At 51.0% G+C, this 22,973-nt stretch carries 22 protein-coding genes and 1 tRNA gene; 15 read left to right on the plus strand and 8 right to left on the minus strand.

What is annotated here, in order from left to right:
- Nucleotides 1–31 precede the first annotated feature (31 nt).
- Nucleotides 32–841: an exodeoxyribonuclease III gene (locus tag FBF37_RS01295; RefSeq protein ID WP_138078739.1), complete on the minus strand. Its 810-nt coding sequence runs from the start codon at nucleotides 839–841 to the stop codon at nucleotides 32–34.
- A 90-nt stretch (nucleotides 842–931) separates the two neighbouring features.
- Here FBF37_RS01295 and FBF37_RS01300 point away from each other — a divergent pair, with 90 nt between their 5' ends.
- The 3 genes from FBF37_RS01300 to FBF37_RS01310 are packed head-to-tail and all read left to right on the plus strand — an operon-like array spanning nucleotide 932 to nucleotide 3,998.
- A complete protein-coding gene (locus FBF37_RS01300; RefSeq protein ID WP_138078741.1) occupies nucleotides 932–1,639 on the plus strand; it encodes a uridine monophosphate kinase in 708 nt (235 codons plus the stop codon).
- Nucleotides 1,640–1,647: 8 nt separating this feature from the next.
- Complete coding sequence (locus FBF37_RS01305; RefSeq protein ID WP_138078743.1) at nucleotides 1,648–2,676, plus strand: glycosyltransferase family 4 protein; 1,029 nt, start codon at nucleotides 1,648–1,650, stop codon at nucleotides 2,674–2,676.
- Nucleotides 2,673–3,998 carry a glycosyltransferase gene (locus FBF37_RS01310; RefSeq protein WP_138078745.1) on the plus strand — a complete coding sequence of 442 codons (1,326 nt, stop codon included), beginning with the start codon at nucleotides 2,673–2,675 and terminating at the stop codon, nucleotides 3,996–3,998. Before FBF37_RS01305 ends, FBF37_RS01310 begins: the two co-directional genes overlap by 4 nt.
- Here FBF37_RS01310 and smpB read toward each other — a convergent pair.
- On the minus strand, nucleotides 3,946–4,422 hold the full coding sequence (gene smpB / locus FBF37_RS01315) for an SsrA-binding protein SmpB (protein WP_138078747.1): 477 nt from the start codon (nucleotides 4,420–4,422) through the stop codon (nucleotides 3,946–3,948). The genes FBF37_RS01310 and smpB overlap by 53 nt on opposite strands.
- An 18-nt stretch (nucleotides 4,423–4,440) precedes the next feature.
- A complete protein-coding gene (locus tag FBF37_RS01320; protein WP_138078749.1) occupies nucleotides 4,441–5,085 on the minus strand; it encodes a hypothetical protein in 645 nt (214 codons plus the stop codon).
- A 71-nt stretch (nucleotides 5,086–5,156) separates the two neighbouring features.
- Between FBF37_RS01320 and FBF37_RS01325 the strand changes: the two genes are divergently transcribed.
- On the plus strand, nucleotides 5,157–6,836 hold the full coding sequence (locus FBF37_RS01325; protein ID WP_138078751.1) for an ABC-F family ATP-binding cassette domain-containing protein: 1,680 nt from the start codon (nucleotides 5,157–5,159) through the stop codon (nucleotides 6,834–6,836).
- A 49-nt stretch (nucleotides 6,837–6,885) separates the two neighbouring features.
- Here the strand turns inward: FBF37_RS01325 and FBF37_RS01330 are convergent, their stop codons facing one another.
- The gene (locus FBF37_RS01330; protein ID WP_138078753.1) at nucleotides 6,886–7,170 is read right to left on the minus strand and encodes a glutaredoxin family protein; all 285 of its coding nucleotides are present in this window, start codon (nucleotides 7,168–7,170) and stop codon (nucleotides 6,886–6,888) included.
- 82 nt (nucleotides 7,171–7,252) lie between these two features.
- Between FBF37_RS01330 and FBF37_RS01335 the strand changes: the two genes are divergently transcribed.
- The 11 genes from FBF37_RS01335 to atpC all read left to right on the plus strand — a co-directional run bounded on the left by FBF37_RS01335 (nucleotide 7,253) and on the right by atpC (nucleotide 16,653).
- Nucleotides 7,253–9,469: a ricin-type beta-trefoil lectin domain protein gene (locus FBF37_RS01335; RefSeq protein WP_138078755.1), complete on the plus strand. Its 2,217-nt coding sequence runs from the start codon at nucleotides 7,253–7,255 to the stop codon at nucleotides 9,467–9,469.
- Between the two features lie 262 nt (nucleotides 9,470–9,731).
- On the plus strand, nucleotides 9,732–9,992 hold the full coding sequence (locus tag FBF37_RS01345) for an AtpZ/AtpI family protein (RefSeq protein ID WP_138078759.1): 261 nt from the start codon (nucleotides 9,732–9,734) through the stop codon (nucleotides 9,990–9,992).
- Complete coding sequence (locus tag FBF37_RS01350; protein WP_138078761.1) at nucleotides 9,989–10,831, plus strand: F0F1 ATP synthase subunit A; 843 nt, start codon at nucleotides 9,989–9,991, stop codon at nucleotides 10,829–10,831. The genes FBF37_RS01345 and FBF37_RS01350 overlap by 4 nt, the downstream gene beginning before the upstream one ends.
- Nucleotides 10,832–10,862: 31 nt before the next feature.
- On the plus strand, nucleotides 10,863–11,075 hold the full coding sequence (locus tag FBF37_RS01355) for an ATP synthase subunit c family protein (RefSeq protein ID WP_138078763.1): 213 nt from the start codon (nucleotides 10,863–10,865) through the stop codon (nucleotides 11,073–11,075).
- Between the two features lie 14 nt (nucleotides 11,076–11,089).
- Nucleotides 11,090–11,638, plus strand: coding sequence for a F0F1 ATP synthase subunit B (atpF, locus tag FBF37_RS01360; protein ID WP_174843575.1), 549 nt, complete (start codon nucleotides 11,090–11,092; stop codon nucleotides 11,636–11,638).
- Complete coding sequence (locus tag FBF37_RS01365; RefSeq protein ID WP_138078767.1) at nucleotides 11,638–12,021, plus strand: F0F1 ATP synthase subunit delta; 384 nt, start codon at nucleotides 11,638–11,640, stop codon at nucleotides 12,019–12,021. Before atpF ends, FBF37_RS01365 begins: the two co-directional genes overlap by 1 nt.
- A gap of 8 nt (nucleotides 12,022–12,029) precedes the next feature.
- Nucleotides 12,030–13,556 (plus strand): F0F1 ATP synthase subunit alpha, encoded by a 1,527-nt coding sequence (atpA, locus tag FBF37_RS01370; RefSeq protein WP_138078769.1) that lies wholly within the window; start codon nucleotides 12,030–12,032, stop codon nucleotides 13,554–13,556.
- A gap of 3 nt (nucleotides 13,557–13,559) precedes the next feature.
- On the plus strand, nucleotides 13,560–14,441 hold the full coding sequence (gene atpG / locus FBF37_RS01375; RefSeq protein WP_138078772.1) for an ATP synthase F1 subunit gamma: 882 nt from the start codon (nucleotides 13,560–13,562) through the stop codon (nucleotides 14,439–14,441).
- Nucleotides 14,438–14,818, plus strand: coding sequence for a nucleoside 2-deoxyribosyltransferase (locus FBF37_RS01380; RefSeq protein ID WP_138078773.1), 381 nt, complete (start codon nucleotides 14,438–14,440; stop codon nucleotides 14,816–14,818). Before atpG ends, FBF37_RS01380 begins: the two co-directional genes overlap by 4 nt.
- Nucleotides 14,811–16,229 (plus strand): F0F1 ATP synthase subunit beta, encoded by a 1,419-nt coding sequence (gene atpD, locus FBF37_RS01385; protein WP_138078775.1) that lies wholly within the window; start codon nucleotides 14,811–14,813, stop codon nucleotides 16,227–16,229. Before FBF37_RS01380 ends, atpD begins: the two co-directional genes overlap by 8 nt.
- 4 nt (nucleotides 16,230–16,233) lie before the next feature.
- The gene (atpC, locus tag FBF37_RS01390) at nucleotides 16,234–16,653 is read left to right on the plus strand and encodes an ATP synthase F1 subunit epsilon (RefSeq protein ID WP_138078777.1); all 420 of its coding nucleotides are present in this window, start codon (nucleotides 16,234–16,236) and stop codon (nucleotides 16,651–16,653) included.
- A 26-nt stretch (nucleotides 16,654–16,679) separates the two neighbouring features.
- Here the strand turns inward: atpC and FBF37_RS01395 are convergent, their stop codons facing one another.
- The 4 genes from FBF37_RS01395 to FBF37_RS01410 form a co-directional block, all read right to left on the minus strand.
- Entirely contained in the window at nucleotides 16,680–17,558 is an 879-nt protein-coding gene (locus FBF37_RS01395) for a protein kinase family protein (RefSeq protein WP_138078779.1), read from the minus strand.
- Between the two features lie 13 nt (nucleotides 17,559–17,571).
- Nucleotides 17,572–18,675 (minus strand): tRNA dihydrouridine synthase, encoded by a 1,104-nt coding sequence (locus FBF37_RS01400; RefSeq protein ID WP_138078781.1) that lies wholly within the window; start codon nucleotides 18,673–18,675, stop codon nucleotides 17,572–17,574.
- 449 nt (nucleotides 18,676–19,124) lie between these two features.
- Nucleotides 19,125–19,212, minus strand: a tRNA-OTHER gene (locus FBF37_RS01405).
- 493 nt (nucleotides 19,213–19,705) lie between these two features.
- Nucleotides 19,706–22,969 carry an ATP-dependent helicase gene (locus FBF37_RS01410; RefSeq protein ID WP_236861257.1) on the minus strand — a complete coding sequence of 1,088 codons (3,264 nt, stop codon included), beginning with the start codon at nucleotides 22,967–22,969 and terminating at the stop codon, nucleotides 19,706–19,708.
- Between the last annotated feature and the right edge of the window lie 4 nt (nucleotides 22,970–22,973).

Below are 22,973 nucleotides of genomic sequence, written 5' to 3' on the forward strand. Positions count from 1 at the left end.
CACCCGCACAACTCGGGTGCTTTTTCATGGTCTATAGTTCTATGCTGACTGGGCAATGGTCGGAACCTAGTTGCTCGGGGTGGATGTGTGCCTGTTTGATGGACGGTGCTAGTTCTTGGCTAGCTAGCCAGTAGTCAATACGCCAACCAACGTTTCGGGCTCTGGCATTTGCCCAGTGAGTCCACCAAGTATATGCGTCTGTTGCTGTTGGATGCTGTGCGCGAAATACGTCAACGAATCCAGCATCCAGATACGCCTGAAATCCTGCTCGCTCTTCGTCGGTAAAGCCGTGCTTACCGACGTTATCTTTGGGCCTGGCAAGGTCGATATCTTGATGAGCCACGTTCATGTCCCCGCAGTATAATACTGGTTTGGCTGTGCCGTAACGTCCCTGCTCCAGTCCTTTGAGATATTCCAGACAAGCTGGGTCCCATTGGTTATGGCGTAAGCTGAGGCGGCTGAGATCGCCTTTGGAATTTGGCGTATAGCACGTAACCAGCCAGAACCCGTCAAATTCAGCGGCGATGATACGCCCTTCGTCGTTGGGGTCGCCGTATTCGTCAGCGGATAGCTGGTAATTGTTGGCGATGTCCGCTGGGAAGCCGTCAAGATAGTTCAGGGCTGGTTGCTTTGAAAATATGGCGGTGCCAGAATAGCCCTTTTTGGCTGCCGAATAGAAATGCTCATAAAATTGTGGCAGATCTAAGGCTACTTGCCCGCGCTGGGCTTTAGTCTCTTGCAGGCAAATAATATCCGGGTCATAGGTTTCGATGAACTTGGTAAACTCACCTTTATTCAGGACTGCGCGGATGCCATTGACGTTCCAGGAAAATAACTTCATGTGGCTATTGTAGCGGGTTTTGTGGGCTGCGTATAGGCTTGGTATGGCGGGGTTTGTGCAAGAAGCGGCATAAATTGTTACAATGAAAGTATGTATAACAGGATTCTTCTCAAGCTTTCGGGCGAACAACTACAAGGACAATACGCTGGTGGATTTGATCACGCCAGAGCGCGGTGGATTGCCGAACAAATCAAGCCAGTGGTGGCGAGCGGAACGCAAGTCGTCATCATGGTTGGTGGTGGTAATTATGTGCGTGGTGCGCAAATTGCTGGTGGTGGTATCGGTGACGTGACGGCACACAATGCAGGTATGCTGGCGACGCTGATCAACGCCATTACGCTGGCTGATGTCTTTAATGATGACGGTTTGGCAACGCGTGCTCTGTCGACAGTGGAAGTGAACCAATTTGTCGATCAATACACCTACCGACGAGCGGTCAGTCACTTGGAAAAAGGTCGTGTGGTGGTTGTCGGCTGCGGCACTGGAAGGCCGTTTTTGACCACTGACACGGCAGCTGTCAATTTGGCGCTGGAGATGAAATGCGACGTAGTGATTAAAGCTACCAAGGTTGATGGCGTGTACGACAAGGACCCAGTCAAGTTTACTGATGCTGTCAAATTTGACCAATTGACCTATGACGAAGTTTTGGCAAACCCGGACATTGGCGTGATGGATAAAGCAGCTATCGGCTTGGCTGCTGAAGAGAAAAAGCCAATGATTATTTGCGACTTGCTGAGTGACGGCAATATCGTCCGCGCGGCCAAGGGCGAAGCGGTTGGGACGCGACTTGTGGTATAATAGGTAGCATGACACGCAAGACTCGACTGAATGTCGATATGATTTCCGAGAGTGAGTTTACTGTCCAAGGCCATGGTGTTCACACTGCTTTTGTAGAGATGACAAATGCGCTTAAGGCGAGAAAAGACACGTCCGTCGTGGTTAATCAAGCTCGCTCTGATGCAGATATTGTTCACGCACAGACCATCGGTTTGTATTCAATGTGGATGCTTAAACGTTCACGTGGCAAAAAGATTATCTCTGGTCATGTCATCCCTGCTTCCTTGGTTGGCAGCATCAAAGGCATGGGCAGAATGCAGTGGTTGGTGCGAGCGTATATGCGCTGGGTATATAATCAGGCTGATTTGGTGTTGGCTTGCTCTAACATGGTCAAAGAAACCATGACTGGTCCGATGAAGCTGAAAACGCGCGTTGAGGTGCTGTACAATACGGTCGACATGAGTCGCTATGCGTCTACTCTAAAAACCAAACGAGCTGCTCGTAAAAAGCTGAAACTGAAGCCGTCAGACTTTGTGGTGGTTGGTAATGGACAGGTTCAGCCGCGTAAGCGTCTGGACACATTTTTTGAAACGGCACGAGCCCTGCCCGAGGTAACGTTCATTTGGGTGGGCGGCATTCCTTTCAAACATTTGGGCGCAGAATATGGCAAAATGCAAGAATTGATAGCATCAGCTCCTAAAAACGTGATCATCACGGGCGTGGTTGAACATAAAGACGTCATGACCTATTTACATGCGGCCGACGCCTTCTTCTTGCCTGCTGAACAAGAGAATCACCCAATGTGCGTGTTAGAAGCCGCGGGTGCCGGGCTGCCAATCATCTTGAGAGATATCCATGAATACGATGATACATTCCGCCCAGATGCTCAGTTTATCTCCTCGGCTCAAGATGCTGTTCAGGTGATAGACAAACTGCGAGATGACACCAAATGGTATAAACAACAAGTTGCTGCAGCTGGTCGGATTGCCAAACGGTTTGACAGTCGAGCTGGCGGTGAGCGATTAGTGAAATTTTACAGGAGCGTACTAGAATCATGAGAATTGGACTGTTTACTGATACCTATCGACCATCAATCAATGGCATCGTTTTTGTGGTTGAATCGCTCAAGCGAGAGCTGGAGAACCTGGGGCATGAAGTCTATGTGTTTTGCCCTGCCAAGTCAATGAGCCCGTCCAAGCAAGCCGAGCTGCTCAACGAAGACTCTGACTCACGGATCATTCGCTTCCCGTCGATCAAGGGTGCGTTTTTTGATGATTATGACACATCAGTGTTCTTCCCGCCGGCAGTACAGCGTCGCATCAAAGAGCTGGAGCTCGACATGGTGCATGTGTTCACGCCGTCGCAGATTGGTTTGGTTGGTGTGAAGGCCGCCAAAAAGAATAACATTCCGTTGGTGATTCAGCACTGTACTGACATCTATGAGTTCGTCGATCACTATCCAGCAGTGCTGCCCGGTGCCTTGGCGCTGGCGGGAATTGTCTTCCCGATGTCGGTGAGACTGCGTGGTCATGACTTGCTGGAGATTGCCAAATTGTATAAACCACGAGCGGGCGTCACTAAGTGGAACAAAGATATCATTGAAAGCGTCATCACTATTTTGTATAGCAAAGCAGACGCGGTCATTGCCTTGTGCCGAAAGAGCTGTAAGCAACTGAAGTCTTGGCAGTACGATGATTATCAATATGAATTGGTGCTGATGCCAAATGGTGTGAACGCACTGCCTCGCCCGACAAAAGCTGAAGTGAAGGCATTTCGTGAGCAGTGGAACTTAGCGGAAGATGACGAAATCTTCGGGTTTGTTGGCCGGTTGGGTGAAGAAAAGAATTTGCCACTGCTGATCAAGTCATTTGAGCGACACATTGCCAAGAAACGCCCCAAAGCGAAGTTGCTGTTTGTTGGTGATTTTGAATACCGAAAGACCTTGGAGGAGATGGCTGCCGCAACCAAATATGCTGACAGAATCATTTTTACTGGCGCCATGCCACGCGAAAAACTTGGTTTGGCATATTCGGTGCTGGACGTGTTTGCCTTTCCGTCGTTGAAAGATACGCAGGGTTGGGTGCTGCATGAAGCGGCTCACGCAGGACTGCCGATCGTGCTAGTGGACAAAGAGTTGTCAGAAGTGGTGCAAGACGGCGTGAATGGTTTCATCGCGAATGACAATCCGACCAGTTTTGGTCGGTCGATCATTGCCCTGCTGGAGGATGCCAACAAACGTCAAGAATTTGGTGCTGTCAGTAAAAAGTTGGCAGCCAAATTTACCGAAAGCCGCCAAGTGAAGAAGCTGGAAAAATTATACCAAGAGCTTATCGACCAGAAAGTTGCCGACGAGTCTCACGATCCTGATCTCGGCGCTTGATGGTCTCGCGTTTGTCGTAACGCTTTTTGCCTCGTCCGAGTGCAATGACAATTTTGATGAAGCGACCATTGGTCAATAATTTGGTCGGTACAATTGTCAGTCCTTGTTGTTTGGCAGCAGCGAATCGGTCAATTTGTTTACGACTGGCCAGCAGCTTCCGCGCTGAGGTGTCGACACTCTTTGAATTTGCCTGACCACGAACGTTCAGCCGCAACGAAAAACTCGCGTTATTGAGCCACAATTCGTCATTTCTCAGGCTGACAAAGGCGCCTTTGAGCTGGACATGGCCGTCTCGTGCAGCTCGTACCTCTGCTCCTGTCAGCACCAGCCCAGCTATGATTTCCTCGCCTAGCTCATAGTCAAACCGTGCTCGACGGTTAACGACGGCGTGAGTAGCTGGCTTTTTTGCGTTGGGCTTTGGCATGGTCTCATTATAGCAGGTTTAGCGTTCAGGTGGTGTATGGTCACCGGTGCCAAGGTCGCATGTACCTGGAGTGAGGCTTAATACAACTTTGGCTGTCGTAATTGCGTCCCTGACTGGTCGATAGCTTGGATGCCGACCCCTTGCTCGAAAGTTGGGGTCGTATTGCATACTAAGGGCAACGCCGAGCAGTCTGACGAAGTTTGGGTGATGGACTACTGCTTTAGAGAGGTTTTCGTGGGACTCGCCCAGCACGCTGGTGAGCTTGATGGCTAACTTTTTCTTTTGGTCAGGGCTAAGCTCTTCGTAGCAATCCTCCAATTGACCATTAATGATGTCTAGGAATCCTCCTATGTCACTGTCGCATTTCGGTAAAGCTTCAAGGTTTGTTGTGATATCTTCCACCATTTCTGCAATGACTTCCCTTTCGGTATCTTGCTCCCCAGTAGTGATGTCTTCTTCAGCGGCAGCTTCTGGAGCTGTGGTTCTTGAAAAACGACTGGAGATGTCATAAACCCGGGCTAGCGGTTCTGACTGTGACCCCTCAGCATCTGCACCGAGTCGTCTAAACACGATACGACCAGCTTCTTGCATGGCCTTCTTGTTGAGATACGGAGCAAGAGGAATAACTTTAGCTTCTTGAGTTGGATGAGAACCATTTTCCATGACTTTTATTATACCACAAAAAATCATATATTTCAATACCTTTATGGTATGACGTGTGGTACAATAGCCCAATGATAGCCGACATTCACATCACCGAGAAGAGTTTTGGCGATAAGACGTTGATGCGCGACGTCAAGTTTAGCGTGGATGACGGCGAAAAGGTTGGCGTGGTCGGCCGCAATGGCGTCGGTAAGTCGACGCTGTTTGGCATAGTGGCGGGTACGGACAGTGACTATACCGGTGAGGTGATTTTTCGGCGCGGCATCACCGTGGCCAGTACGGCACAGGAGCATCACGGCTTGGGCGATCAGACGGTGCTGAGCTACATCCTGGTGGGACTACCGGAATACGCGGCCCTAAAGAAAATTATCGATGAGTACCCCGAGACCATGGGCGATAATATGCGCAAAATTGAGGAGTATACCCAGGCGCTGGAGCGATTTGACCAGAAAGGATTTTACCAGATTGAGGAGAAGATCGCCCGAGAGCTTGATAATTTTCAGCTGAGCGGGTGTGGCGAGCGGCCGCTTGGTTCCCTGTCGGGCGGTCAGAAACGGCTGGTAGAGATTGTGAAGATTATGCACTCGGGGGCGCATTTGGCGCTGATTGACGAGCCGACCAACCACATGGATTATGTGGCCAAGCAGCAATTCATCGACTGGATGAGTTCGCAGCCGCGCCAGGCCATGCTGATCATCACGCACGACCGCGATGTGCTGGGTCGGGTGGATCGAATCGTTGAACTTAAAGACGGCCAAGCGGTCAGTTACCGCGGTAATTATGACGCTTACCTCAAGCAGAATGCTCAGGCGACGGCGGCGGGTATGAATAATTTTGAGCAAATTGAGAAGCGGATGACTAACCTTCGACAAAAGGTATTGGATTATCAGCGGCTGAAAGAAAAGTCGCGCAACCCCGGCACCATCCAAAAGTTCAAGCGGCTGGAAAATGAGGCGCGGGCCGAGCTGGCGGAATTATCAGAGATGGACAAGCCGACGTTTTGGATCGACAAGCAGTCGGCTGGGCAGCTTGATTATAAGTCGGCTGAGCGCTACGGCAAGTTCAAGGCGCGCAATATTCGGCTATCGATGAAGGACGCGGCTAGCCGCAGCCAGCATGTGCTGGTGCGGGTTGAGGATGCGGCAGTTGGGGTTGGCGAGCGGATATTGTTTGAGGGTGTGAATATTGATTTGCGTGAGGGTGAGGCGGTGGAGCTGCGCGGCCGTAATGGCGCTGGTAAGACGACGCTGATTCGGATGTTGTTGAATAATGGGGCGGCAATCGCTCCGCCATCCTCTGCTAGAGCACACGCTCCTATCCTCTATTCTGGCAATCTCTTCCTCGACCTGCAGGTACGGGTGGGCGTGTATGAGCAAGAAATTGATGAGCGGTATTTGGCAGATCCGTTGGAGGTGGCGATTGAGAAATTATACCTTAGTCGCGACTTACCGATTTCTGATACCAAAATCCGCCAATTACTAGCCGATTATCTGTTTACCGAGGCGGACCGGATGACACCACTGGCGCGCCTGTCGGGTGGCCAGAAAGCCCGCTTTCAGATCATTGCTATGCTGGCGAATGATCCGCAACTATTAATTTTGGACGAGCCAACCAACCACCTTGACCTACCGAGCATTGAGGAGTTAGAGATAGCACTGGCGAAATATGCTGGTGCCATCCTTTACGTCAGTCACGACAATTATTTCCGCCAAGAAATCGGCGGCGAAGTGGTACAAATCGGCGCAGCATAAAAATCCCGCCACTGTTAGGCGGGATAATTCGTATTCAAATACGTATTTTTTAATCAGCCAACAAGCCGTTCTTGCGCAGCAAGTCTTGCAGCTTTGGTCGGTCAAAGCCAAGCACTAGTTCCCCGTTAATGTCGGTGACTGGCACGCCTTGGAAATTACCGCCGTTTTTTGCTAGTAGTTCTTCTTTAGCCGCAGGTTCCGCTTCGATATCTTTTTTGATGAAGTCAATTCCCAGTTTTTCCAACCATTCCATTTCAGTGTGGCAAAATGCGCACCAACTAGTGCTGTAGACGGTTACTTTGGCGCTGTGGTTGGTTGCTGTATCTTCGCTCATATATTCCCCTCAACTTTCTTTACGTAAGTCCATTATAGCATATTGTACATGCTTATCGACAAGTGTATAATGATGAGTAATCATGGGTGCGGACAGCAAAAAAACAGGATTTACCTTGCCAACAGTTCTCATCACCTCAGTAATTATGCTGACCTTACTTTTGGTGGCCATGCAGCTGGCTGCTTCATATGCAGCGGCGTTACGGGACCGGTATTATAACCAATTGGCGCGCGAAGCCGCTGAAAGTGGTCTGGCTTATGCTGTGTCTTGTTTGCGCGGCAATGGCATGATCTCGCCGTGGGGATCAAAAAGTCTAGCGCCAGAAACAAACTGTGCGGGTGATCCAGAGCCTGGCCAGGCAAACACTGTGATGCACGAGGGTAATATTCGAACGCGGTTCACGGTTCCCCCTCTCGGCTCGACTGGCGGCGAGGTCCAGCAGGCATACGCTACAGGTTATGTTGAGCTGCTACGACCAAGCGGCGGCGTCTGGAAAACCTATACTCGAGTTTTGTCATTGGCCACTGGAGCACAGACGCGTGTCGACACGTTGGCATTCGGGTACGAAGGTGACCTAAGTGGCATACAACACAAAGTATTTTTTGCCACCATCGACTCAGCTGGTCGTGTTCGATCAGTTGGTGCAAATGACCGTGGTCAATTGGGCGCGGGCATGATTTCATCAGCTCAGCCAAACCCGGTGAGATTTAATATTTCGCAGCGCGCCGTATCGGTGCACACTAACTTTGTGTCTGTCGGTGGTAATGTTATGGTTCGAGATGAGCACGGCAATGTCTATGGTGCTGGCAAAAATGATACTGGTCAATTGGGCGCGGGATATATCAGTCCGGCAATTTCAACACCAGTGAGGTTTGGTTTACCTGCTGGCGTCAAGGCCGTTGCGGTCAACGCTGGTTGGGCGAACTTTGTGCTGGGCAATGATAAAAATATCTACGCCGCTGGCGAATGTACGTATGGCTTGTTGGGTACTGGTGATTATTCGGTCACAGCATCAAACGCCAAAGCTTGTGCTAACCGGTCCACGCCAAAACGCGTCGCCTTGCCTACTCCAAATCCAAGCAATCCAGCAACCATTCCGACTGCTCATTTGGTGCAAGACCGATATAACACCTATGTCATTATGCAAAATGGCGCGGTTTATGGCTGGGGTGCAAATGATTATTATCAATTGGCAAGGGGCAGTATCACGAGTTCTTCGACACCCGTAAAAATTGGTGATTTTGGTGATCATGGCAAACCGCGTGCCATGCAGCTGGCGTTCGATGGTAGTACCTTGTATATTTTGGGTAACGACGGCAAGGTCTATGGTGTCGGTGGCTCAAACTATATGAAGATTGGTGATAAAAAATTAGTAATTCGCTGGCGGTTCCTGAATTCGCGCTGCATGGAAGCAACGAGCGCCAACACTGTGGCTCCTCGTCCTTGCAATGATAGTCCTCAACAACAATTTGAGTATACCCAGCAAGATCAACTCAAGATCAATGGTAAGTGTGTAGAGAACACCGCAGGCGACCTGGTCAATATACGATTGGCTGATTGTAATCCTTCAGCGGTGATTCAGCGGTGGGTAATGCGCACGCACGGGTCGGATCGTATCTTTCGCCGCGCTTCAAGTAACCACTGCTTGGCAGCCAATCCGACGGGTACGGCCATGGCCATAGCTGCTGGTTGTCCGTCGGCCAATAAACATTTGTTCTTTAGGGTACAGACGCCAGTTATTCGAGAATTGGGTGTTCCGGGCTTTGTGCAGCAAATTTCTACTGACGAGATGTTTGCCTCATATCGTACTTCTGATGGACGAGTATACAGTACTGGTAATAACACGCATGGCGTATTTGGTAACAGTGCTAATCACGCAAAGACGTTTAATTGGAGAAATCCATATCCAGTGCAGTTTATGCTACCTGCTGGCGTCAAGGCCGTTGATATCTGGTCGACGGCATACTCGGGGCATGTCGCTAACTTGTTCGTGGTTGGCAATGATGGTAAGGTCTATGGCGCTGGGACAAATGCTAATGGACAATTGGGCACTGGCGATAGGGTAAATCGTAACACGCCAACGGTCATGCAGTTATTCGGTAGTGGTCCAACTGCCCCTCGTGCTAAGCACGTGGAAAGTGGCGGCGGTACGACCGTGATCTTTACGACTGATAATCGTGTCTACACTGTCGGTAACAATAACAAGGGGCAGCTTGGTGACGGGACAACGACTGATTCGGCAGTTCCAATTTTGGGTCGTTACACGAATGTGCCAATCCAAGAACATCTCGTCTTCTAGTGGCTCTAGCGTGACGTGAGGTGCCAGCCGCCGCACCAATGGCATTTGTAGGTCGCCAGGAGCAGCTGCGGATCAGTTAGCTGACGGCTAGCTATTTCCCTTTCGGCTTGTTGTTGGGTTGAAAAGCGGCGTTTTTGATGGCAATTGTTGAGCTCATGTACAGTAGTTAGCGGCTGTCTATTTTTCTGGACTGGTTGAGATCTTGGATAATTTTTCCTCGGCATATTGTCAAATAGTATAGCAGATTGATATAGTATAGGTAATGGCTGAAAAACCTAAGGTTCAGAGCGACCAAAAAACAGACGTAGATGCCACTGCGGTTATGATGAAAACTATCATCGGGACGACGTGGCGCATGTTTGTGCCGAGCATCGGTCTGATGTTGGTGGGGCTGTGGGCCGATCTGATTCTGCACACCAAACCCTGGCTGATGATTGCAGGGATTATCATGGGTCTGGCGACGTCAGCAGCATTGATTTATCAACAAATACGATTCATAAAACAGAGAGAGGCTAATCAATGATACACCAGTTTGCAAGCAGTCTGCATATTTCAGTGAAAGCAGATGAAATATTACAGGTTGGCGGTATTTCCATCACTAACTCTCACCTGTTGGGTGCTTTGGGGCTATTAGTTTTGCTGTGGATTATGCTGCGAACACGCGCGGCAGCACTGGGTAAAAAGAAGCCTAACTTTGTGACACGTTTGGTTAACTGGACGTTTGATGGTTTGTATGGCACGGTCAAACAGGTCATCCAAGATGATGTTTGGGCGGCGCGAGTGGCACCATTGACCATCACGATATTTTTCTTTGTGATAGCACAGTACTGGCTGGGGCTGCTGCCTTTCGTTGGTCCTGTGACAGTTGGAGAGCACAGCACTCCCCTGTTTCGTGGCGGTGTAGCTGATTTGAACATGACGTTTGGCCTGGCTATCATCACTATCATTGCGGCGCAAGTCTATGCGTTCCGCTACTTGGGATTCCGTGGCAATATGGGGCGATATTTCGTCAATCCGCTGAAAGATCCAATCATGTCATTTGTTGGTATTTTGGAGTTGGTAGCAGAGTTCTCGCGCTTGCTGGGACTGAGCTTTCGTCTGTTCGGTAATGTGCTGGCGGGCGAAGTGCTGCTGATCATGATTGCTTACCTGACAAAGTACGCTTCACCGGCAATGTTGCAGCCGTTCTATCTGTTCGAGCTATTTATCGGCGGTATTCAGGCATATATTTTCTTTATGTTGTCGACGGTATTTATTTCCCTGGGACTCACTCCTCACGGTGACCATAACGAGTCCAGCCATGCGCATGTTCATTCCCCTGTTGATATTTCAAAGAAAATGACAGAGAATGAAAATAAGTAGTTAAGTAATAATTATAAGGAGAATATCAACCATGGAAGCATTAGCTTTTGCCTTAACTTACGCAATCCCAGCAGCCTTTGCAGCAATTGGTGCCGCAATGATCGGTGCCGCAGCGATGAACGCCGCAGGTCGCAACCCAGAGAAGATTAATGACTTGCGTACCATGATGATTCTTGGTATTTCATTCATCGACGCCTTGGCAATTATCGGTTTTGTGGCTGCCATCGTCGGCAAGGTTATGTAATTTAGAGGTAAATTGTGGAAAGATTGGTAACACAATTTGCGAGTGCTGAAGCTCACGCAGCTGATAAGGCTGATTTGTTTGGTTCTTTGGGAATCGATTGGAAGCTGTTGGCGCTGCAGTCGGTAGCATTTTTGATATTGCTATTTGTATTGAGCAAATGGGTATATCCGCCACTAGCAGCAATGCTGGACAAGCGTGAAAAGGATCTTCGGACGGCTGAAAAAGCTGCCAAATCAGCGCGTGAAAATGCTGACAAGACGGAAAAAATGATCAACGCCTCAATGCGCAAGGCACGAGCAGAAGCGCGTGAGATTGTCACTTCCGCCAGGAGTGAGGCAGCGGAAATCGTTGAAGCCGCAGCCAAGAAAGCTGAAGCACGAGCGGACGGCATCATTGAAGCGGCCCGAACAGAAATTGCTGGCGAAGTTGCGGCTGCGCGCCAAGCTTTGCATAACGAAACATTGCAATTAGTGGCTGAAGCGACCGGCACCTTGGTGAACGAGAAATTGGACGCTAAAAAAGACGGCAAATTGATTGAGAAAGCTTTGAAGGAGGCGCGCTAATGCCTGCACGAACGTCGCGTCGCAAATTGGCTCGGTATGTGGCTGAACGATTGATGAACAACGATGTGACGGTTGTGGATGAGGTGGCAGCGCTGCTAAGTCATGAAAAACGTCAGCGTGAAGTTGACTTGTTGGTACGCGACATTCAAGCAGAACTAGCGGAGCGTGGCTTAACGGTGGCGACGGTTGAATCAGCGCGAGCATTGACGAATGAGGCGCGTTCGGCCATCATGACGCTACTCAAGAAGCCTCAGACGGTTGTTCAATTGAGCGAAGTTGTTCGCCCAGAACTCATCGGTGGCTTCAAACTACGGACGCCAACCGCAACGCTGGACGCGACGATTGCCAAGAAATTAAACGACTTGCGGGCGAAGAAAATCTAGGAGGAAAAATGAGCAAGATTGATGTGACAGAACTAGCCAAAAGCCTGCGGGAAAAAATCGCGCAGCTGGAGGCGACGGAAGGACTAGAGGACGCTGGTGTGGTCATCCGTGTCGGTGACGGCGTGGCGTGGGTGCACGGCCTCAGTAAAGCTGGCTATAGCGAAGTGCTAGAAATTGAAACTGATGGTGGCGTAGTGGAAGCATTCGCCCTGAACTTAATGGAAGACGAAATCGGTGCGGTGATCCTCGGCGGTGAAGAAAAAGTCAAGGCTGGCGCCAGCGTCCGACGCAAGGGTGCGGTGCTGGATGTGCCAGTTGGCGAGGAGCTGCTCGGCCGGGTGGTTGACCCGCTTGGTCGGCCGCTCGATGGTGGACCAGCCATCAAGACGAAGCAGCGTGGGCTGATTGAACGGCCAGCCATCGGCGTGATGGGCCGTAAGTCAGTGCATGAGCCACTGATGACCGGTATCATGTCAATTGACGCCATGTTCCCAATCGGTCGCGGGCAGCGTGAGCTGATCATCGGCGACCGTCAGACGGGAAAAACGGCCATTGCCATCGACACCATGATCAACCAGGCGCGGCAAAAGACTGGCGTGGTGAACGTCTACGTGGCGATTGGGCAGAAATTATCAAAGATTGCCCGGTTGGTTGACCGCCTGAAAGAAGAAGGCGTGATGGAGCAAACCATCGTGGTGGCGACCAGCCCGTCGGACGCAGCTTCCCTGTTGTACTTGGCACCATATGCTGGTACCGCCATGGGTGAATATTTCCGCGACAACGGCGGTCACGCACTGATGATTTATGACGATTTGACCAAGCACGCCGTGGCCTACCGCCAGATGTCGCTCTTGCTCCGTCGTCCACCGGGACGCGAGGCCTATCCTGGTGATGTCTTCTACCTGCACTCTCGCCTGCTGGAGCGTTCAGCTAAGTTGTCAGATGAATTGGGTGCTGGCTCACTGACTGCCCTGCCGATCATCGAGACGCAGGCTGGTGACATCTCGGCGTACATCCCGACCAACGTGATTTCCATCACCGACGGTCAGATTTTTCTGGAAACTGATTTGTTCTACCAAGGTATTCGTCCGGCTATCTCTGCTGGTCTATCGGTCTCCCGTGTCGGTGGTGCTGCCCAGACTAAGGCGGTTAAATCGGTTGGTGGTAACTTGAAGCTCGGTCTTTCACAGTTCCGTGAATTGGCGTCGTTTGCGCAATTTGGCTCGGATCTGGATGACGCGACCAAGGCACAAATTGACCGTGGTCAGCGCCTGACTGAGCTACTGAAGCAGCCGCAGTACCAGCCAATGAGCGTCTGGGAACAATTTGTTAGCATCCACGCGGTGACCAGCGGTGCCTTTGACAATGTGCCAGTTGCCAAGATCAAGGAAGCGCAGGCTGGTCTATTGACGCAACTTTGGAATAGCACTAAAGACACCATGCGTGAATTGAACAAGGGCGCCAAGCCAACTGACGAGCAACTCCAGGTCATTGACGAGGCAACGCAGGTGGCAGCGAAAGGCTTTGAGGAGTAATCCATGCCGAGTACTCGTGCGCTGAAAAATCGCATTCGCTCAGTGGATTCGACCAAGCAAATCACTAAGGCGATGCAGTTGGTGGCGGCCAGCAAAATGCGCCGTTCACAAGAGGCGGACAAGGCATCAGCTCCCTACACCATGGCAGCCGAGGAGTTGCTGAGCTACTTGGCCAGCCAAGGTGTAACTGATAACCACCCACTGTTTAAGCGCCGCAAAATCACTAAGCGCTTGATCATCGTCATTGCCAGCGACAAAGGCCTGGCTGGTGCGTATAATACCAATGTTCTGAAGAAATATCTGGAGCTGCTGAAACGCGACGATGAGCGCGGCATTGAGAATCTTACCTTGACCGTCGGCCGCCGAGCTTCGCAGTTTGCATCACGCTTGAAGGATACCAAAGTGGTGGGTAATTATGATAATTTGCCAGACCAACCAACAGGACTTACTTTTCACACGATTTTGAACACTGCCATCAGCATGTTTGAGAATGGCGAGGTTGACGCGGTGACGTTGGTGTATACACGATTTGTGAATAGCATGGTGCAAACAGCGGAACTGTCGCGTTTGCTACCGGCAGGTACCAAGGCCTTGGTTGATCCAAGCGAGGTCTCAAATACGGTTTCTGATGCCAAGTATGAACCAAGTATTCCAGAGGTACTGGACGCCGTTGCCTACCGTTTGACGGGTGCGCGATTGTTTCAAGCGCTACTGGACGCTCGCGCCAGTGAGCACTCCATGCGGATGATGGCTATGAAGAATGCGACGGATAATGCTTCTGACTTGGTGGATGATTTGACCTTGGCGATGAACAAGGCTCGTCAGGGTGCGATTACCCAGGAATTGGCAGAAATTTCCGGTGGTGTGGAGGCGATGGAACAATGAAAATCCTAGTTTCAGCATCGATGCGCCATGCAGATAAATTCGCTGCATTGCAGGAGCTATTGGAAGCAGCAGGCTATCAGGCCACAATGCCTCAAACCGAGGAGCGCCTGACGAAGCGGCAGTATATTGATGAACACATGAGCCGATTGCAAGACAGCAATGCTTTGCTGCTGGCGAATTTTGATGATGAACGTGGCGATGGCTATATTGGTGCGTCGTGTTTCTTTGAGGCTGGCTGGGCATTTGCGCTCGGAAAGCCAGTGTACGCGCTACGCCCAATTGACGCAAAGTCGCCCTTTGCTGAAGATTTGATGGCAATTGATTGTACGGTGATAAATGGAGATATGAGCAAGATCAAAGGAGGAATTGATGAGTAAAACACTAGGAAAAATTATTCAAATCGTTGGCGTGGTGGTCGATGTGGAGTTTCCACGCGATGTTAAATTGCCGGCAATTTATGATGCGTTACATGTCAAGAACGGCAAAGAGACGTTGGTACTGGAAGTAGCACAGCATCTCGACGAGCACACCGTGCGAACTATTGCGCTGTCGTCGACTGACGGGTTGGCTCGCGGTGCGGACGTGGTGGCGACTGGTGCGCCGATTTCTGTGCCAGTGGGCGCCGAGACCCAGGGGCGCATGTTCAACGTGGTTGGTGAAGCTATTGACGAGAAACCGCAGCCAAAGGGCAAAACTGCGCCAATTCACCGCCCTGCTCCGGATCTGTCTGAGCAGTCCAACAAGACGGAGATTTTGGAAACTGGAATTAAGGTTGTCGACCTCATCGCACCGCTGGCCAAAGGTGGTAAAGCTGGTCTGTTCGCCGGTGCTGGTGTCGGTAAAACTGTCCTGATCACCGAGCTAATCAACAATATCGCTAAGTTCCACTCTGGTAACTCGGTCTTTGCCGGCGTTGGTGAGCGTACCCGCGAAGGAAATGACCTGTACTATGAGATGGAAGAAGCGGGCGTGTTGGACAAGACTTCGCTGGTGTTTGGCCAGATGAACGAGCCGCCTGGAGCGCGTTTGCGCGTGGCACTGTCGGGTCTGGCGATGGCTGAAGCCTTTCGTGACGAAGGTAAGGACGTGCTGCTGTTTATCGACAATATTTACCGCTACACGCAGGCTGGTGCTGAGGTGTCGGCGCTGCTGGGCCGACTGCCAAGCGCTGTGGGCTATCAGCCAAACTTGCAGCAAGAAATGGGTGCGTTGCAGGAGCGTATTACTTCGACGAAAAAGGGTTCGATTACCTCTGTTCAGGCGGTGTATGTGCCAGCTGACGACTTGACCGACCCAGCGCCGGCCACGACCTTCGCCCACCTGGATGCGACCATCGTGATGAACCGTGCCCTGACGGAAATTGGTATCTATCCGGCCGTCGATGTGTTGGATTCTAGCTCTAATTCGTTGGATCCAGAAATCGTCGGTGAGGAGCATTACCGCGTGGCGCGCGAAGTTCAGCGAGTGCTGCAGCAGTACAAGGAATTGCAGGATATCATCGCCATCCTTGGTATGGAAGAATTGTCGGACGACCAGAAGCAAATCGTCGCTCGGGCTCGCCGCATCCAGCGCTTCCTGGCGCAGCCATTCCACGTGGCTGAGAAATTTACTGGCAACCCTGGCGTGTACGTCAAGCTGGAAGATACCATTCGCGACGCTGCCGACATCTTGGCTGGTAAATACGACGACAAGCCGGAAAGCTGGTTCTACATGGTGCAAGGCACTTTGGCCGACCAAGTAGCTCGCGACGCCGAAAGCGCAAAGCAAGCAGAGGCGAAGAAGGACTAGCCTGATGAATTTGAAGCTGGTAACGCTCGGTGGTATCAAGCTGGATGAGATGGTCTATTCGGTAACCATCCCGACCATTGACGGCGAGATTTCGGTGCTGCCGAGCCACGAGCCACTGGTGACGGTGGCGAGGGACGGCGTCATCACTGTCCGCCGCACTAAGGAGACGCAGGAAGAAGAATTCTTTGCTATCTCCGGCGGTGTGGTGGAAATTGATCAGACAGGCGTGCGGATTTTGGTTGACGAGGCTGATCACGGCGACGACATCATTGAAGCAGAAACTCAGGCGGCATTGGAGCGAGCCATTGCAGCCCGTGACAACGCCGACGACCAAATAGAGCGCGAGAAAGCCAAACAGCTTATCGACCGACACTTGGTGCGGTTGAAGGTAGCTGATTTGCAGCGGCACAAGCGACGACGCTAATTACATCGCCACCAAGGGCCCTGACATCAGACTCCTTGGGCTATGTCTTGTTTGAGATTTTCAATCGATGTTTGCATAATACTAGCGGTATCGCGGGGAAATAGATTAGAGATATCCTCTTCGTATGGCTTAATAAAATGCTCAATAATAAGTTCGGGAATTAACATTTGCTGACCGTCATTATTGGATTGACCGCTCATTGAATAAACACAGCACTCAATATCTCGTCCGAATTGACCGATTGATGTTGGGTCGTCTTTGTCTGTCGATAGAAATTTTTCAGTGTCAATACACCACGGTTCGGTATTGATAGTAAACGCAAAGTTCTTTATCTGTGCGTCGTTCATTGTATATGGCTCTGGGAGGCTGTGAAAATAGTGCATAGTAGAGAATGCGGTACGGGCGATAAGTCGCGCTTTTTCCTCAGGTAGTGTCGTTTCGCGGTATGCATCAACTAGGCTGTCGCAGCTACGTACACCCTGTATAAAATCACTAATAACCGCCACCTCACCATTTTCGAGACGAGCAATACCTCTTGGTTCAAAGGTGCGGATTGCTTGAGGGTGTCGTAGGCTATTAATGGCTTGCATTGTAGCGATATCCTTCACGGCTGTACGAGAGGTAAGATATGGCTTGATTGCCCAAGGCTGAGTTACGAGGGGTATGTCTGAGCAGTACAATGTTGCGTCATAAAACCCAACCTCATTGATGCTGTTACGACGACCTTCTGCGTAATCATCACGAGGCGTTAGTTCTATGTCGAGCTGCTCTAATGGTATGCCGAGTCGGTCGGTGCCTAATAGAGCGATACTCCCTCGAGGTAGTCGAGTTACTTGTTTTGATAGATTATGCACATCACCGATGGTGATTGGTGTTGTGAGCGAATATCCTTCGAACTGGCGCATAAGTTATATTATATCACAAATTACATATATTTGCAATAGCTAGACGGGCTTCGTCGGTGCTTTTGGTGTGCATTAGCCGGTCACGCAGTTCTTTGGCGCCATCGAAGTCGCGGATGTAGATTTTGAAGAAGCGTTTGAGGGTTTCGTAGGGGCGTCCGAGGGTTGGTTGGTAGTGGTCAAAGAGGTCAAGGTGGTAATGTAATAGACATATAAGTTCTGATTTAACATTACCGCTCCCATCATCGTCGTTTGTGACGGCACGTAGGTCGCTAGACGCTGGTCCTGCTAGTCGGTCCGCCCCTTCTTCTGAAAAATCAGAGATTTGTTCAGAAATGGGTGCTGCCCCGCCGACGATCACCCGCTTATCCTCGATCTCTGAAGACACTCCGCCTTTCCGAAAGCAAAACGGATTGCTGAAAATTCCCCGTCCGATCATGACGCCGTTGAGGCCTGGGTGGGCTCTGACTAATTCTTCGCCGTGGGTTCGGTCGCGGACGTCGCCGTTGATAGTCAAGAGAGTTTGCGGAGCGATGTCGTCGCGTAGCTTGATAATGTCGTCGATAAGCTCGTAGTGCGCTGGAACTTTGCTCATTTCTTTTTTAGTGCGGAGGTGGATGGTTAGGTTGGCGAGGTTCTGCGCCAGTAGTGTGCTCAGCCACTCTCGCCATTCGTCAACATACGTATAGCCCAGCCGTGTCTTGACACTGACTGGTAATCCAGCGGTTTTGGCAGCGGCGATGGCGGCCATGGCAACGTCGGGTCGGCGAATGAGTGCGGCACCGCCTGATTTGATGGCGGATTTGGCGGGACAGCCCATGTTAATGTCAATGCCGTCAAAGCCGAGCTCCATACAGTGAGCGGCAAATTGTTCCATGTCGCCCGGCTCACCACCCCAGATTTGGGCGACCAATGGATGTTCGTCGTCGGTCTTGACGAGCCGCCCAGCGATGGCCTTGTCGCCAGCATGCACCCAACCAGTGGCATTGGCAAACTCCGTGAAAAACACGTCGGGCGCGCCTGCTTGCTTGACGACATGACGAAACACCACGTCAGTGACGGCTTCCATGGGTGCCAAGATGAAAAACGGCTGCGGTAGGTTGTCCCAAAATGATGTCATCTCTGTTATTTTACCATAAAAAAGGAGAAAACCCCTCACTCTCGCCATTGAGAATGAGGGGCGTTGGTAGGCTCAAGCGGTTCTGCTCGGAGTTGATCTCGACGGTGAGAAAAACTGCCACGAGTGAATCTCGCGAACCCGGGGAGGGAGAGATGACACGCCATTGTGCCATCTCAGTGGATGTGACGGGAGTCGAACCCGCGAGACGGTGGACTTCGAATGTCCTGTCTCCCAAACCTGGCACACCCTGACCATTCTGTGTTGAAAACATTGGTCTTCTCGATGTAGCGGTATACACCTGCTTTGGTTTGTCGTACGCCATTGGACCACAAAACAAAGCTGAGAAGTCAATGAAACTCGGGCGGAGTGGCGAAACACCCAAGTTTTTTCGCTTACATACGACTTCACACGGGTGATGAGGTCGTGTGATTGCGCATGCAACCGCGAAGCGGACACAGCGGGACTCGAACCCGCAGCCTCCCATTGCGTCGACACCGTTGTCGACGCGGGCGCTCTGCCGATTAGAGCTATATGTCCTGTGATTCTTTTCTGGGCTACCAGCTGGGCGAATCACCCCAGGGGCGGACAGACGCCCTTTGCTGACTGCGAAAGTCAGCGGGTTTCGAGGTCGCACAAACCTCGACTGTCAAAAGAGATTACCAGTGGAGCTTCCTGGGGCGGTCGCTCCGTCCGGTTGCCTCGTTTTCTATGGCCTGCTTCTCAAGCAGGACTGCATAGAGGTTGTCGAGAGCTTTTTTGGGTGCGCCGTATCTAACGGCGTCCTCATAATCCCTCTGGGCGCAAATGCGTGCCCAGGTTTGGTTTCCAGCCAAGGGTTTCACCCCCTCTCTGCCGCAGTTGCGGCGATAGAAAAGAGCTAACTCTCCTGTCAAACCATGCTTTTGTGCGAAGCATGGTCAGGACTTGACGCCATTTGCGGCATCTTGTCAAGAGCTAGCTCCACGAACAAAAGCTAATGAATATCATAACACGAACTGTAAAAAATAGCAACAATATAGCAGAAAATAATTTAAATGTCCCCTGTTAATAGGTCTTTTTCAAACTGTAACATGCCTTTATAATCTGCTGAATAGCCAGAAACGTCTGGCAGATCTAGGGTGGTGATTTTCCGCCAGACGATGCCGACAAGCCGCGCAAATTCAGCTAATTCCTCCTCGGAGAACGTATCTTCCAGGCTGAGGATATCGCCGGTTTTTATGTCTGGCTCGACGAACTGAAGGCAGGCGCCGGTGAAAGTGAAATTGCCATAATCACGTGATGATTTGACCAGAAGTTGATAGAACATCAGCTGCTGGCGGTATTTGTGGAGCTTGATTTTTTCATAGTCAGACGTCCCCTTCCAGGAGTGCGATGGCTTGCCAGTTTTATAGTCTGTGACGTAGATGGTTTTTTCTGTCTTGTCTACATCAACCAGGTCTAGTGAGCCTGTCAAATGCGCTTGACCAATGAAGGCGTTTTGGTTGGCAAAGCTGAGCTCAGTCAGTTGCTGCTGGGTGAAGCTGCTTTGTTTGGCGTCCAGAAAAGCGGTCAGGACTGATTGCCCCTTTTCGGTGAATAGTTTGGTGTCATCTGGCGATAGGTGTTGTGCTGCCAAGGTTTGAGCATACAAGCGCATGATTTCTGGGCGTGGCGGTAGCTTCCCATCTGCAACAAATATATCGTGTAGTTGCTGCAGACAGGCGTGAACCGCGGTTCCATAGGCGGCGGATGGGCTTTTGGCTTGTGGGAAATGGAGCAAGTTATTTAACAAAAATCCTTGAGGGCCGCCATGTGAGACGTCGAGAAAATTGTTCAGATGGGTGGCGGATAGTTTGTAGTGCTGTAAGATTGGCGCCAAGACTTCCTGTAGCACTCCGTCGTGCGGTTCAGTCAACTTGGCGCGCCAGTCGGTCAGGAGCGACTCGGTTGCATCAGTAGCCTCAGGGGTCTCAATGGTTGACGTTTCTAACTCCAGGGAGCTTAGGAAGCTGGCAATCAAATTGTCCTTACCGCCAGTGTCCGTGAGGCTGTGACTGAGGTGAAGGGTTTGCTTGGCGCGAGTCATGGCGACGAAAAATAGGCGCAAACGCTCGTCGTAGTTGTTGCCTGCCGGCTGGAGCTGTAGGTTAGCTGGATAGCGGATGAGCCGACTGCGCGCACGGACTTTCTCGCCCCATATGTTGTCAGTTGCGCCGATGATGAATACGTGTGAAAATTCCAAGCCCTTTGATTTGTGGGCGGTCATGAGATTGATTGAACCTGATTTGTGCTCGGCAGCTGGCCTGATGCTGGTGAGGCGAGTCTTGGTCAAATGATGGAGATCGATAAACTGGAGAAGCTGTGTCAAGGTTGGCGTTGCCTCAGTGTAGTGGTCGCGTAATTTCTGGCGCAAGGTGCGCAGCGCTTCTAGGGTGGTGAGGTAGGCTTCTGGGTCCGACTGTAATTTTTCTGGTGAGAAATAGTAGGTGTAGAGAGAGCGGTTGGTGGCGGTTTCGGTGAGGCCTAATAGTTCATCGATATGCTCTTCCAGCGTGAGGTTGGGGACGTTTTTAGCTTGCCCTAATAGCCACTGAGCCAACGGCTCAAATGTTGTTTGGGCGAGCATTGCTTCCAGCCAGAACTGTCGGTTGCACCAGGCTGCCAGGCTTAATTTCCAGATGTCCGTGGCGGCGAAGCCAAACGCTGGGTGCGCCAGCAACTCTGGTAGTAAGCTATTGGCGGTGGTTAGGTCGTTGTTGTGGAGCGAGATGACGATGCGGGCTAGCAGTTCCAACGCTTTGATACTGTCTAGTTCCAGGATGTCGTCATGGTGTTCATAATTGACGCTGATATTGTTTTGGTACAGATGAGGCAAGAGCTCAATCAGTTCATGATGTCGGCGAGATATGACGGCGATCTCTTCGGGCGGCGTGCCTGAGGCGATGAGCTCTGCAATTTGCTTAGCAACGCCTGCCCTTTCGTCCAGTAGTGTCATGAAACGGCTCAGTTTGACGGTGGCGTCTGATGATGAGGCGTGGGGTGTTAGTTGTTTGGATAAGTCAGGAATGGTGTTTTCCAGGCGGTCGCTGCCTTGGGTGATGACGCTGCGGGCGGTGGTGAGGATTTGCTCTGCCGAACGGTAGTTGTCAGTCAGGACGATGACGGCTGGGTCGTGATAGTGCTGGCGGAAGCGTTGGATGTTGCCAACGTTGGCGCCCTGAAAGCTAAAAATGGCTTGGTCGTCGTCACCGACTGCCATGATGTTTGGCTCAGGCTCGTCGCCAGTCAGATTGAACAGTAACTGCAGCTGCGCCAAGTTAGTGTCTTGGAATTCGTCTACCATGATGAACTGGTATTGCTCCTGGAGGTTTGCCCTTAGATCTGGCTGGTGTTTGCATGCGTCCAACACGTTCAAAATCATGTCGTCATAGTCAAACAGTCCACGCTGTGCCAGTGCGCTGCGGTATTGGTCGTACACGTGAGTGACGGCACGTAGTTTAGTGATTGATTCACTGTCCTTTAAGACAAACCCCCCTGTTGCGTTCTTCTTACACCAGGCATTTTTCCAGGCGGTGATGGGTTTGGTGCTGTCATTTTCCAAGGCTTCTTGTGCGGCGTTAGCCATGCTGAGTGCCAGTACATTGGCGTACGGTGTGATGGCTGCCGGTAAAGGCTGCGGGGTGATGCTTGCTGCTATTTCTGCTACGTTGGCAAATGCTGGGATGGTTGATTTTTTGATGGTGGTTTGGAAGAGCTGCGTGATGGCTTCAGAAATTTCTGTGATTGTTCGCTCCACGTCGTCCAGAATATGTTGTATTTCTTCAGAGGTCAGACCGTTGCTTTTGAATGCGGAAATGGTTTTAAGTGTTTCTTTCAGATAGATAAATTCGTCATTGTTTTTGACGTTGAGTGGATTGTCCCAGCTCATGGCCTCAAAAATTTCTTGCAGAATCTGTTGCTGTGTCAGTTCGTCGGTTGGTTGCCGATCTGCGCCGTGGAAGAAATATTGCCGGTTGGTGTTGATAATTTCTGAGCCGAAGCTGTGGAAGGTGTGAATGGCGACTTTGTAGGCGTCTTCGCCGATGATTTGCTGTAATCGCTGCCGCATGTTCACCGCACCCGAGTCAGTAAACGTCAGGCATAAAATGTTGCTCGGTAAGGTGTCAGTTTGGCGTAATATGTGAGCAGCTCGCATGCTCAGCAGCTCAGTTTTGCCCGTGCCAGGACCTGCGATGACCAACAACGGTCCGTGAATTTTGTCAACGGCAGAACGTTGATTGGCATTAAGGTTGGCGTAGCGTGTAGAAAAATCCATACTT

It is taken from the genome of Candidatus Nanosynbacter featherlites, assembly GCF_005697565.1.
Classification (GTDB): domain Bacteria; phylum Patescibacteriota; class Saccharimonadia; order Saccharimonadales; family Saccharimonadaceae; genus Nanosynbacter; species Nanosynbacter featherlites.